Below are 13,218 nucleotides of genomic sequence, written 5' to 3' on the forward strand. Positions count from 1 at the left end.
CGCGCTTGACCCGGCTTCAGGCGCCCAGACGCTTGGTGAAGCCCTTCAGCTTCGCGTCGTTAGCGGCCTGCACTTCCAGGTGATCGACGCGCGCCATTGCCGGACCCTCGCGCATCGCTTCGATCATCCGGTCGACGGCGTCGTCGTCGCCCGACACGATCGCTTCGACCGCGGTGCCGCAATTACGCACATAGCCGGTCACACCGAACACGCGCGCGCGGCTGACCGCCCAGTTGCGATATCCCACGCCTTGTACCTTGCCCGTCACGATTACGCGGTGCGCCGACATGTCCATTACCCATCCTCCCGACCACGCGACCCCCGCGCGATCCTGGATCAAGCGCTATCACGCTTGCTGTCAGGCGAAAGGCTAGGCACCGCAATCTCGTCGTGATTTGAAGCGCTTCCGGCGCAGCTTGGTCTAAAATCGCGACGATCCGTTGGTTGGATCATAGGGTTGCATCGCGGTACTACCGTCGCTGTGCATCGCTCTTCGCGCGCACGCCGGCGAACTCGGATCCAGCGCTCCACGTCGGCCAGACCCCTGCTTTGCCCAGTTGCGTCCCCATCGTCTGGAAGAGCGCCACGTCCTCCGCGGCCCCGCGCAGGTCCCACCCGGCGTCCCAGGCATCGCAGGTCTTGTGATAGCAGGCCATGTAGCCGTCGAGCCAGCTCTGCCCGGCCACTTTGCCGCCGGTGCGCAGATCAGGCGCGCCGCCGAGCGCCATCAGCAGCAGCGAGGGCACCCCGCGCCGTACGACCGAAAAATGGTCGGCACGGTAGAACAGCCCGCGTTCGCTGAACGTTTCGGGCGTGATCGTGCGCCCTTGCGCCCGCGCCGCATCGGTCAGCACGGCATCGAGCGACGAATTGCCGGCACCGACGAGGATCACATCCCTGGCAGGGCCCGCAGTCTGAAGGATATCGAGCGCCAGGTTCGCCGCGGTCCTGGCCAGCGGATAAACCGGATGCGTCGCGTAATATTCCGACCCCAACAGGCCACGTTCCTCGCCGGTCCACAGTGCGAACACCATCGATCGATCAAGCGCCGGCCCTGCCTTCAACACCCGTGCCAGCTCCAGCACGCCTGCTACGCCCAGCGCATCGTCGCTGGCGCCAGGGCGGATCGTCTTGCCCGACGCATCCGCCGGGCCCTTGCCATAGGCATCCCAATGCGCGCCGAACATCACGCTCTCGTCGGGGCGGCTCTTGCCAGGCAGCTTGGCGAGCACGTTGGCGCTTTCGACCCGCTCGACCGTCACCGGCAGCGACGCGGCGAATTTCAGCGGCAGCGCCACCGGCCTGAACGCGGCCGAGCGTGCCGCCTTGCGCAGCTTGGCCAAATCCTGCCCCGCATGCGCGAACATGCGCTCGGCGACTTCGTGCGCGATCCAGCCCTGCAGCGCCACGCGCTTGTCGTCGGCGCCCCGCACGATATCGTAATTCTCGCCGGCATTGGCCGACACGGTCGACCAGCCATAGCCCGCGCCCTCCGTGTCGTGCACGATCAGCGCGGCGACCGCACCGCGTCTCGCGGCCTCGTCGAACTTGTAGGTCCAACGGCCGTAATAGGTCATGCGACGATCGCCGAACTTGCCCTTGGCGTCTTCACCCGCCACCGCTTCGAAATCGGGATCGTTGACCAGGAACACGGCGACCTTGCCGCGCAGGTCCACGCCCTTGAAATCGTCCCAGCCGAGCTCCGGCGCAGTCACGCCGTAGCCGACGAACACCATCGGCGCGCCGGCAATATCGATCCGCGGGGCCGCACCCACGGTGGTCAGATTGAGTTCGGCCGGCCGCACCAATGCGGTGCGCTTGCCGTCCGCCCCAATCAGGGCGGTCTCGCCTTGGCCGAGCTGGGTGTGGATCAGCGGCACCTTCTGTGTCCAAGCGCCGCCCGGACCGCCGGGCTGCAGACCCAGCGCCTTGAAGCGCTCGATCAAATACGCAATCGTCTTGGTTTCGCCCGCCGTACCTGGCCCGCGCCCCTCGAAGTCGTCGGAAGCCAGCGTCTTGACGATCCCGGACAGTCGCGCCGGCTCCACCGCAACCGGGGGCTTCGTGGCACCGACCAGGCTCAGGGCGGCCAGCGTCAGGGCAGTCGTGCGTTTCATCAGCGTACTCGCTTCACATAAGTGCGGCCCTCGCGCACTTCAGCGCGGAACTCGGGCAGGGTGGCGATCAGGTCGGCCAGCTTGGAGAAGCCATAACTGCGCACGTCGAAGCTCGATCGGTTGCCGGCGATCCGCCCGACCTCCGACACGCTGGCAAAGCCGTCGGCATCGCGCTTGGCCGCCTTCCACGCGTCGCCAAGCAGCTTGACCAATTCCTCGCCAACCGGCGCCGCGGCATCCTTGCCCGGGGCAGGCGGCGGGGGTGGCGCCGCCGGCGTCGAGGCGATGGCCGGTTTTGCCGGCTTGGCGAGGATCGCAGGCGGCAGCGGCATCTCTACCTGTACGGCAAGGCCCGTCACGTCGATGAACCGCGTGCAGGCTTGACGAAATCCCTCGGGCGTCCGCGACGAGCCGAAGCCATAGACCGGCAGCCCCTCCTGGCGGATGCGCATCACCAGCGGCATGAAATCGCTGTCCGACGACATGATCCCAAAGCCGGTGACGCGCCCGCGGTACAGCAGGTCCATCGCATCCACCGTCATCTTCATGTCGGTCGCGTTCTTGCCCTTGGTGATGTCGAATTGCTGCTGCGGTTCGATACCATGCTTCAGCGTCAGCGCCGCCCAGGTCTTAAGCCCCGGCTTGCTCCAATTACCATAAGCGCGCCGCACGTTGACCGCGCCGAGATCGGCTAGCACCGTCAGCACCGGATCGAGCGAGGATGGCTGCGCATTGTCGGCGTCGATCAGCAAGGCGACGTTTCGGGTAGGATCGTCGCTCACTATCGGTCTCCGTTGATTGCTCGCACGGGGCCTATCAGCGACAGGCGGGCGATGTCACGCCTGAATGGCGGCAGGATAGTCGATCGCGATCACTTCATATTCGCGCTCGCCGCCGGGCAGTTCGGCACGCCGTACATCGCCGATGCCCGCGCCACGCAGCGCTCGGGCGAGCGGCGCGTTCCAGCCGATCCGCCCGTCGCCGGCATCCGTCTCGTCATCGCCGACAATGGTCAGCGTGCGGTGCTGGTCGTCCTCATCGGCAATGGTGACGGTCGCGCCGAAATAGACGCGCGTCCGGTCGGGCTGCTGCGCCGGATCGACGACCTTAGCCGCCTTCATGCGCCGTGCCAGGAACCCCGCCCGACGATCAATCTCGCGCAGCCGCTTGCGGCCATAGATATAGTCGCCATTCTCCGAGCGATCGCCATTGCCCGCCGCCCAGGAGATCACGTCGACCAGCTTGGGCCGTTCCTCGCCCAGCAACTGGCGGTATTCGGCACTCAGCGCGGCATAGCCCGCAGGCGTGATGTAGTTCGGGCGATCCATGTTCTTCTCATCCCCTCCCCGGAAGAGAGGGGCTCATCCTCAGCCAGGCTTGCCCTTGCCGAGATACCAGCTGATCTTGTTGCTCGCCCCTGCCGAGCGCGCCCGTGTCGGGTTGATCAGATCGTACACCACGGCATTCTCCAGCACGCGTTGCACATAGTTGCGCGTCTCCTGGATCGGGATCGCCTCGATCCAGTCGACCACGTCGACCGTGCCGGAGCGCGGATCGCCATTGGCGCGCAGCCATTTGTTCACGTTGCCGGGGCCGGCATTGTATGCCGCCACCGCCAGGGGATAGCTGCCGAACTGCGCATAGATGCGCTGGAAATAGCTCGATCCGAGCTGGATGTTGTAATCGGTGTCCGTGGTCAGCGCCGTGGTATCGTAGGACAAGCCCAGCTTCCCCGCGGTCTCGCGCGCGGTGCCGGGCATGAGCTGCATCAGCCCACGCGCACCGGCATGGCTCACCGCGGCACGATCGAACTGGCTTTCCTGCCGCGCGATGGCATGAATCATCGTCCAGTTGCTCGCCTGCGTATCGGGCACACGCACCTGCGGGAAGGCGACCGCGGTATAATCGGTCAGGCCATTCTGGGCTGCGCTACGCCCGACCATCACGCCGAGATCCGGGCGGCCGATAGACTTCGACAATTCGGTCGCCAGCGTGTGATCGGTGTCGCTCTTGGCGTCGATCGCGATTTGGCGGACGAACAGGCTCTGGTCTTCCCAGCGACCATAGCTGCCGAGATATTGCGCGACGCGCACGACCTCGCGGTTCATAAAGGCGGCGCGCACCGTCGGATCGATCGTGCGCGGGGCAGGGGCGCCGGGCGCAGTCAGCGGCCGGCCGATCCGTTCGATCGCCAGCTGGCCATAGAACAGGTCGCGATACCCGGCGGCCTTGCCGAAGAACGTTGCCGCCTCGGCCTGCCGTCCGGCCGACTCCGCCGCGCGGCCGGCCCAATAATAGCCCTTGGACTGCGACTGCGGCGTGGCCGATCCGCGCGCATAGCGATCGAACATGCCGATCGCGTCGGCGGCGCGATATGTCTTCTTCAGCGCGGTCTGCCCGGCGAGCCATACCAGGCTGGTATAATCGTCGCGCTCGCCAAGCGGCGTCTTGCCGACGTCGGTACCGGCCGGATAGGCATCGTCGACCTTGCTCGCGATGTCGTAGGCGAGCTGGTACTGCCCGTCATTCGCCGCCTCGCGCGCGTTGGTCAGCAACACCTCGAACCATTCCTCGACATTGCCGGGGCGCATCGCCAGCACGCGCGGCCGCGCCAGCCAGGCACGGGCACTCGGCGCCGCGGCGCTAGCACGCAGCCAGGTTGCGCGATCGGCGATATAGCCGGGATCGTTGGCGCCGAGCGCCTCGGTCTGGCTCGACAGCGCACTGGCCGCCGGCGAGTTCATGCGGAAGGCGAGCCGCGCCTCGAAGATCAGGCGTCTGGCCGGGCTGACATAGGCGATCTGGCGCTGCGCCGAACTGGTCGACGCCTGCCACAACAACGCGTCCATCCGCGCATCATGGTCGGCGGGCGTCAGCGCCCCGGAGAAGCTGGAGATCAGCAGCGCTTCGCTGGGGGCGGGCAGGGCGCCCATCGTCCAAGCCTTGCGCGCGGTGCGATACGCCTCGTCGCGCTGGCCGGTGACCGACAGGGCCTGCGCGAACGCCGCACCGCCGCCCGCGGTCAATGGTGGGAAGCGTCGAAAATAGGTTACGACGCTGGCCGGGGACCAATTGCCTCCGGTCAGCGTCCGCTCCGCCGACCGCCGCATCGCCATCTCGCCCGGCCAGCCGGGATGCGCGAGCAGGAAGCGTGCATAATTGTCGAACGGATAGGAGTCGGACTGGCGGAGCGAATTCCACTCCGCCACGGCCGAGGCGAGCGCGGGCTGCGCCGGCATCTGCGCCTGCGCCTGAACTAATTGTTGTACGCGGCCCCAGCCGAGCTGTTCCTGCGTGACACCAGCCAGGGCGACGCCCGAACTTGCCAGCAGACCGAATTTGAAAATCGACGGGATCATGCGTGCAGTCTATGGGACGCCACATTGTTTGTCAGTGAACAAATCAGCAAAACCCGGCATTTATCGCCGCGCAGGAGCATATTGCGCATGTTTTCCGGATCGATCCCGGCACTCGTCACACCGTTCGCCACCGATGGCAGCTTTGCCGAGGGCGCCTATCGCGACTTTATCGAATGGCAAATCGCCGAAGGTTCGACCGGGCTGGTCCCCTGCGGCACGACCGGGGAGGCCGCTACGCTGACCGCTGCCGAGCATTTCGAAGCGGTGCGCGTGTGCGTCGATCAGGCGAAGGGCAGGGTGCCCGTCATCGCTGGCGCCGGCTCGAACGATACGCGGGTCGCGATCCAGAACATTCAGGCTGCCAAGGAAGCCGGCGCGACGGCCGCTTTGATGGTGCCGCCTTACTATAACCGTCCGAACCAGGAGGGTATCTTTCGGCACTTCGAGGCGGTCGCAAACAGCTGTGACTTGCCGATCGTGCTCTACAACGTGCCGGGCCGTACCGTGACCGATATCGCGGTCGAGACCATCGGGCGCATCGCCCATGCCTTCCCCAGCGTCGTCGGCATCAAGGACGCGACCGGCATTATCCAGCGCGCATCGGCGCAACGGCTCGCGGCCGGCGCGCATTTCTGCCAATTGTCGGGCAATGACGACATGGCGCTGGCCTTCAATGCCAGCGGTGGGGTCGGCTGCATCTCGGTCACCGCCAATGTAGCCCCCAGACTGTGCGCCGAATTCCAGGCGGCTTGTGCGGACGAGGATTACACGCTGGCGCTCGACCTGCACGACCGTCTCTTCCCGCTGCATGTCGCCCTGTTCACCGATGCGTCGCCCGGGCCGGTCAAATATGCGCTCGGCAAGCTCAAGCCAGACTGGCCGATGCACCTGCGCCTACCGATGACTCCGGCGGGGGAGGCCAGCCGGGCAGCGGTCGATGCGGCGATGGTAAGCGCTGGCGTGGCCTAACCCTTCTCCCCTCCCTGGAAGGGAGGGGCCAGGGGTGGGTGAATCCGTCAAGCAACGTTGGTGGAAAGGCGAGCGGGCACTTCATCCACCTCGCTCTTCCGAAGCTTAGCAACAAAACACCCGCTTCCCTTCCTCCCTCCGCCCCCCTACATCGCTGCCTCCCATGGCCAGACCCAAACCCGCCACCTTCGAAAAGACCAAGGTCGTCGCCGAGAACCGGCGCGCCAAGTTCGACTATTTCATCGAGACGGTGTTCGAGGCGGGCATCGCCCTGGTCGGCACCGAAGTGAAATCGCTTCGCACCGGGCAGGGCTCGATCGTCGAGAGTTATGCCGAGGTGAAGGACGGGCAGGTCCATCTGATCAATTCGAACATCCCCGAATTCAGCCATGGCAACCGCTTCAACCACGAACCCAAGCGTCCGCGTAAGCTCCTGCTGCATGAGCGCGAGATCAAGAAGATGTTCGGGGCGGTGATGCGCGACGGCATGACGCTCGTGCCGCTGTCGATCTACTTCAACCCGTCGGGCAGGGCCAAGATCGAGCTGGCGCTGGCCAAGGGCAAGAAGGCGCACGACAAACGCGATACGATCAAGGAACGCGAGTGGAAGCGGGACCAGGGCCGGATCATGCGTGATCGTGGCTGAGAAACCGCCCATTATAATCGACAATGCATCCGGCGATGCTGTGTCAAGCTTGTCAGAGCACGTCCGTTTGCAGCCTGACACTTCGGCTCAGCAGAGTAAAATGCTCGATGTGCGACGGATCGGCGAAGGTCGCTTCGAGGGTTCTGCGTCAGCGATGCCCCTCAAAAAACCGGGTATCTTCACGCGCCTCGCTGCTTGGTGGCGCCGCTCGATGCCGACGCGCGAGAGCCTGGAGCACAATCGTTTCCTGAAACCCGTCGCACACCGCGTGCTTGCTCCCGAATTGTGGCGCTTCACCCGTCGTTCCGTGCCCCGTGGCGTGGCATTGGGCATGGTCACCGGCATCCTGTTCCCGGTCGCGCAGATCGTGCTGTCGGCGATCTTCGCGCTGCCCTTTCGGGCCAACATTCCGACCGCCGCGGCGACGACCTTCATCACCAACCCGCTGACGACGCCGCTCTTCTGGCTTGCCTCCTACTGGATCGGTGGACGCGTCCTGCGGTTGGATTCGCAAGTGCCAGGGTCGCCGATCGCCGGGGCGGTGGAGGCGAACTCTAGCTGGATCCACTGGTTATGGGCCGGCGCATTGCCGTCGTTCGTGATCGGCCTGGTGATCATCACCATCGTCTTCTCGGTCGCTGGCTATGCGCTGAGCGCGCTCGGCTGGCGGCTGTGGATCGCGCATAAGTGGCGGCATCGTCACCACAAGATCGACGCAGCTAACGGCTGACCGTATCCTTCTTGTTCCCCCGCGAACGCGGGGGCTTAGGGACACAAACACCAGCGCTCGCGGCCCTGGACGCCCGCAATCGTGGATAACAAAACAAGAGAGTGTGCGCTGCGTTCGCCTGACACATCTCCTGTGACGAACAAGATTTGACAAGCATATCAGCCGAGTAGAACAGGTCAGCATCGCTGTCCCGGAGTCGTCTTGCATGAAACTTTCGCTCGCCCTTCTGCTCTCCGCCACGATGCTCGCCGGGTGCGCGACCACCGCCGATCGCCCGGGCACCGACACGGCTGCAACGACACCCGTCGTCGCGGCTCCGGCGGCAAAGCCCGCTTACGGCACGTTCGGCTTCGACGAAGCCGGCATGGATCGCAGCGTGAAGCCGGGTGACAATTTCTACAATTACGCCAGCGGCACCTGGACCAAGAACACGCCGATCCCGGCCGACAAGTCGAACTACGGCGCATTCAACATCCTTTCCGACCTGTCGGAGTCGCGCACCCGCGAGATTCTCGATGCCGCGGCCAAGGATCCGGCGTCCAAGATCGGTACGGCTTATGCGAGCTATCTCGACCGCTCGGCGATCGACGCCAAGGGCATGGCGCCAGTGCAGCCGCTGCTCACCCGCATCAAGGCGACGACAAAGGCGGATTATTCCACCTTGCTCGGCGAGTTGTCACGCGTCGGCGTGCGCGGCCCCATCGCGGCGGGCGTCGGTCAGGACGACAAGAACCCGAATGCCTATGTCTTCGGCATCTACCAGGCCGGACTAAATCTGCCCGACCGCGATTATTACCTCAGCACCGACGCCAAGCTTGCCGAAGCCAAGGCCGCCTATCAGGTGCATGTCGCCCGGCTGCTGACACTCGCCGGCGAGACCAACGCCGCACCGCGCGCCAAGGCGATCGTCGATCTCGAGACCGCGATCGCCAAGGTCAGCTGGACCCGCATCGACAGCCGCGATGCGACCAAGACCTACAACAAGATGACGCTTGTCCAGTTGCAGAAGGCGGCGCCCGGCCTGGATTTCGCGGCGATGCTGAAGGCCAGCGGTGCCGATAACGTGAGCGATGTCGTCGTCGCGCAGCCAAGCGCCGTGACCGCGATCGCCCGGCTCGTCCGCGCTGCGCCGATCGGCGTGCTGCGCGATCAGCTCGTCTATAACACGCTGCACAATTTCGCCGACGTGCTGCCCAAGCCGCTCGACGATGAAAGCTTCGCCTTCTACGGCACCACGCTTGGCGGTACGCCGGAGCAGGAGGAACGCTGGAAGCGCAGCGTGCAGTTCACCAGCAGCGCCTTGGATGACGAGGTCAGCAAGCTCTACGTAGCGAAGTACTTCCCACCTGAGACGAAGGCAGCGGCGGACACGCTGGTCAAGAACATCATCTCGGCGATGAACACGCGTATCGACCAGCTCGACTGGATGGCACCCGAGACCAAGGTCAAGGCACATGCCAAGCTTGCCGCGTTCGTGCCGAAGATCGGCTATCCCGATCGCTGGAAGGATTATTCCGGCCTGCAGATCAGCGCCGGCGACGCTTTCGGCAACAACATGCGTGCGAGCGAATGGCAGCACGCTTATAACATCGCCAAGCTCGGCCATCCGGTCGAGCGTTGGGAATGGGGGATGACCCCGATGGAGGTCAACGCTTATGCCAATTTCGGCATGGTCGAGATCGTCTTTCCCGCAGCCATCCTGCAACCGCCGTTCTTCGATCCGGCCGCCGACCCGGCGGTGAACTATGGTGGCATCGGTGCGGTGATCGGGCATGAGCTCAGCCACCATTTTGACGATCAGGGTGCCAAGTACGACGCCAGCGGCACGCTGTCCGACTGGTGGACCCCGGCCGACGTCAAGAACTTCACCGCGCTGACCGGCAAGGTCGTCGCGCAATATGACGCCTACGAGCCGCTGCCCGGTATGCACCTGAAGGGCGCGCTGACGCTCGGCGAGAACATGGCCGATCTCGCGGGCCTGACGATCGCGTATGATGCGTACAAGAAGTCGCTGAGTGGCGCGGAAGCGCCGGTGATCGACGGCTTCACTGGCGATCAGCGCTTCTATCTCGGCTGGGCCCAGGTGTGGCGCCGCAGCTACCGTGAGGCGACGTTGCGACAGCGTCTGCTGACCGACCCGCACAGCCCGTCCGAACAGCGCGCCTCGATCGTCCGCAACATGGATCCGTGGTATGGCGCGTTCCAGCCCAAGCCCGGCGACAAGCTGTATCTGGCCCCGGCGGAGCGGCTGAAGGTGTGGTGATCTGAGCTCCCTCCCTTTCGGGGGGAGCTGTTCGTGCTGAGTAGCTAAATACGCACGGCCGCTACTCAGGACGATCGGATAGGTGGTGGCTCAAACCCATGTCATCGTAATCGCTTGAACGCTCCCGCGTCCCGCTCCAAGACACATGCCGATGGCCAGCCTCCCAGCACCCCCGACCACACCTGACCAGACGCGCAGCGCTGCTCTGATCGCCATCGGCTGCGGTGTCGCCGCAGCGCTCGTGATCCTCGGCCTTGTCGGCAATATCGTCGTTGCCGCTGCCTTCCTTGCCACAGCACTCGTTATAACGAGTGGGCTGGTCGCCGCCCGGCGCCTGTTCCCGGCCTCGAAGCTTGGGGAGACCGAACCGGACTGGTCGGTTGCGCGCACGCTGGCCGCGAGCAGCGCAGACGCAGTGGCCATCACCGACCGCGCCGGCCGCATGGTCTGCGCCAACGACCGCTACGAAACGTTGTTTGGCGGGTTTCCGACACCTCCGGGCTTGCCGGTAGACAATACCGGCGTGGAGCGGCTGAGCAGCGCCGGCCGCGCAGCCTGGCGAGACGGCAGCGCCGCGCTCCAACGCCTCGTTGCACGCGGCATGCCGCTCGACGCGATGATCGAACGTGCAGGGGAGGCAGACGACCTGCTGATCTGGCGTTTCCGTGGCACCGAAGAACTGGATCTGGCGGCCAGGGTCGAATCCTTGATTGCCGGCCAGACGGGTGACCGGCTTGCCGCCGCCGGGATCATGACGGCCTTGCTAGGCCCCGACGGGCGCATCCGCAGCGCTAACCGCGTGTTCCGCGCCCGGGCGATGGGCCATGAGGAAGGCGCAGTTGCCGGACGTGACTTTGCGCGTTTCCTGATCACCGACACCGGCGGCAACGTGCATTTCGAACGCGAGGGGTTGGGCGGCGTGCCGCTGCGCGTGCTGCAGATCCCGTTCCTTGAAGGGGATGACGCGCCAATGCTCATCGTCCTGCTCGATGAGGAAGCGGGGGGCGCCGCGCCCGCGGTGGGCGACAGTTCGACATCCCATATTCGCAACCTCGTCAGCCTGATGCCATTCGGCATGGCGCTGGTCGGTCGCGATGGCCGCTTCATCCAGATGAACCACGCCTTTGCCCGGGCGGCGCAGGTCGATCCGGCCAGCCCACCGCTCTATCCCGGCGACCTGTTGGTGCGCGAGGACAAGGGCGTGGTGGCCGACGCGATCCGGCGCTTCGCGGGCGGCGCAACGCACTCGACCGATCTTGCCGTGCGGTTGAAGGACCATCCCGATGAACCCGTCGCTTTGTCGATCGCTGGCGCCCGGGGCTTGGGCGAAGCGGCCGTTCTGCTAAGCCTCAAGGACAATAATGAGGAGACGCGGCTGAAGCGCGAAGTGGCGCAGGCGACCAAGATGCAGGCGGTGGGCCAGTTGGCCGGGGGCGTCGCGCACGATTTCAACAATATCCTGACGGCCATCATCGGCCATTGCGATCTAATGTTGATGCGCCACACGCCGGGCGACAGTGATTATGACGACATCCAGCAGATCCGCGCCAATTCGAATCGTGCTGCCAGCTTGACGCGGCAGTTGCTCGCTTTTTCTCGCCAGCAGACGCTGCGGCCACAGGTGCTTCAGCTACCCGACGTCATATCCGAGGTCTCGAACCTGTTGAAGCGGCTGTTGGGTGAAACGGTGACGCTCACCGTCAAACATGGGCGCAATCTGGGGCCGGTACGCGCCGATCCGGGGCAGCTCGAACAGGTTGTCGTCAATCTCGCGGTAAATGCGCGCGATGCGATGGTGACTCGCAACGCTCGCGGCGGCGGCACGCTGTCGATCCAGACGATGGCCGTCTCTGCAGCAGAGGTCCGTCACATGGGCTCGGACATCCTGCCCATTGCCGACTATATCGCGCTGGCGATCGGAGACACGGGGACGGGCATCCCGGCCGACGTGTTGCCCAAGATCTTCGAGCCCTTCTTTACCACCAAGGAAGTCGGGAAGGGGACCGGGCTCGGCCTTTCGACGGTCTACGGTATCGTCAAGCAATCGGGCGGCTATATCTTCGCCGAGAACAACAAGACCGGCCCGGGCACGACCTTCACCATCTATCTGCCGGTCCACACCGCGACGAGCGCGCCGGAGCCGGTGCGCCCGCGCCTGGCAGCGACAGAGAAACCCGTCGACTTGTGGGGAACGGGGACGATCCTGCTGGTCGAGGACGAGGACATGGTCCGTACCATCGCGGACCGGGCGCTCAGCCGCCAAGGCTATACCGTGCTGACTGCAGAGCATGGTGAGGCGGCGCTGGAGGTGGTGGCGAACAGCGGCCGGCCCGATCTGCTCATCTCCGACGTGATGATGCCGATCATGGACGGTCCCACGATGGTCCGTCTGGTACGGCAGCGTTACCCCGATCTGCCGGTGCTGTTCATGTCCGGCTACGCCGAAGAGACGCTGCGCAAGTCGATCGACATCGACAATGTCCAGTTCCTGGCGAAACCCTTTTCGGTGCAGCAATTGGCCGAAGCGGCAAGGGCATTGTTGGCAGCGCAGCCATCCTGACCTTCCACCATGGCGTTCCCCGCGCGCGGCAAACGTGTCGTTTTGTATATCGCAGGCGAAATGACTTGGCGATGCCGCAAGCCTTTGTCTAAAGCCGGTTTATGACCGTGGTTCAGCGTATCCTTATCGTCGAAGACGAACCCCTCATCGCGATGATGCTCGAGGACTTTCTCGACGTACTCGGCAAGCAGCTGGCCGGGCAGGCCGACACGGTGGCCGATGCGCTGTCACTGATCGACAGGGGTGGCATCGATGCTGCGATCCTCGACGTGAACCTGCGCGGCGGCGAACAGAGCTGGCCGATCGCCGATGCGCTGACAGCCAGGAACGTACCTTTCGTGTTTGCGACCGGCGGCTCGCAAGAGGGGCTGATCGAAGCGCACCGCATGCGTCCGACATTGGCCAAGCCCTTCACCATGGATGGCGTTGCCAAGGCACTCGACAGCCTGGGCTGACAATACGGTAATCGCTACGGAGAGCGGTTGAACTAAGTATCGTTCCAGTCTTGTTCTATAAGAACAAATGCGATACAAGCTCCAACACGCATTGAACGCATCTGGCGTTCGGTATAGCG

At 64.7% G+C, this 13,218-nt stretch carries 11 protein-coding genes; 6 read left to right on the forward strand and 5 right to left on the reverse strand.

What is annotated here, in order from left to right; all coding sequences use genetic code 11:
- Positions 1-16: 16 nt before the first annotated feature.
- From NV382_RS02830 to NV382_RS02850, 5 genes are all read right to left on the reverse strand, one after another.
- A complete protein-coding gene (locus NV382_RS02830) occupies positions 17-289 on the reverse strand; it encodes an acylphosphatase (protein WP_260599035.1) in 273 nt (90 codons plus the stop codon).
- A gap of 181 nt (positions 290-470) precedes the next feature.
- Positions 471-2,117, reverse strand: coding sequence for a M28 family peptidase (locus tag NV382_RS02835; RefSeq protein ID WP_260599036.1), 1,647 nt, complete (start codon positions 2,115-2,117; stop codon positions 471-473).
- Positions 2,117-2,899: an NYN domain-containing protein gene (locus NV382_RS02840; protein ID WP_418066747.1), complete on the reverse strand. Its 783-nt coding sequence runs from the start codon at positions 2,897-2,899 to the stop codon at positions 2,117-2,119. The genes NV382_RS02835 and NV382_RS02840 overlap by 1 nt, the downstream gene beginning before the upstream one ends.
- A gap of 54 nt (positions 2,900-2,953) precedes the next feature.
- Positions 2,954-3,445: a transcription elongation factor GreB gene (gene greB / locus NV382_RS02845; RefSeq protein WP_260599037.1), complete on the reverse strand. Its 492-nt coding sequence runs from the start codon at positions 3,443-3,445 to the stop codon at positions 2,954-2,956.
- 39 nt (positions 3,446-3,484) lie between these two features.
- Positions 3,485-5,476: a lytic transglycosylase domain-containing protein gene (locus NV382_RS02850; protein ID WP_260599038.1), complete on the reverse strand. Its 1,992-nt coding sequence runs from the start codon at positions 5,474-5,476 to the stop codon at positions 3,485-3,487.
- An 87-nt stretch (positions 5,477-5,563) separates the two neighbouring features.
- Here NV382_RS02850 and dapA point away from each other — a divergent pair, with 87 nt between their 5' ends.
- The 6 genes from dapA to NV382_RS02880 all read left to right on the forward strand — a co-directional run bounded on the left by dapA (position 5,564) and on the right by NV382_RS02880 (position 13,099).
- Positions 5,564-6,445, forward strand: a complete 882-nt coding sequence (gene dapA, locus NV382_RS02855; RefSeq protein ID WP_260599039.1) for a 4-hydroxy-tetrahydrodipicolinate synthase — start codon at positions 5,564-5,566, stop codon at positions 6,443-6,445.
- A gap of 163 nt (positions 6,446-6,608) precedes the next feature.
- A complete protein-coding gene (smpB, locus tag NV382_RS02860) occupies positions 6,609-7,091 on the forward strand; it encodes an SsrA-binding protein SmpB (protein ID WP_260599040.1) in 483 nt (160 codons plus the stop codon).
- 154 nt (positions 7,092-7,245) lie between these two features.
- A complete protein-coding gene (locus NV382_RS02865; RefSeq protein ID WP_260599041.1) occupies positions 7,246-7,821 on the forward strand; it encodes a DUF2062 domain-containing protein in 576 nt (191 codons plus the stop codon).
- A gap of 205 nt (positions 7,822-8,026) precedes the next feature.
- A complete protein-coding gene (locus tag NV382_RS02870) occupies positions 8,027-10,084 on the forward strand; it encodes a M13 family metallopeptidase (protein ID WP_260599042.1) in 2,058 nt (685 codons plus the stop codon).
- Between the two features lie 151 nt (positions 10,085-10,235).
- Positions 10,236-12,644 carry a hybrid sensor histidine kinase/response regulator gene (locus NV382_RS02875; protein ID WP_260599043.1) on the forward strand — a complete coding sequence of 803 codons (2,409 nt, stop codon included), beginning with the start codon at positions 10,236-10,238 and terminating at the stop codon, positions 12,642-12,644.
- A 101-nt stretch (positions 12,645-12,745) separates the two neighbouring features.
- A complete protein-coding gene (locus NV382_RS02880) occupies positions 12,746-13,099 on the forward strand; it encodes a response regulator (protein ID WP_260599044.1) in 354 nt (117 codons plus the stop codon).
- Positions 13,100-13,218: the final 119 nt, after the last annotated feature.

Origin of the sequence: Sphingomonas endolithica (assembly GCF_025231525.1) — a bacterium.
Lineage (GTDB): Bacteria > Pseudomonadota > Alphaproteobacteria > Sphingomonadales > Sphingomonadaceae > Sphingomonas > Sphingomonas endolithica.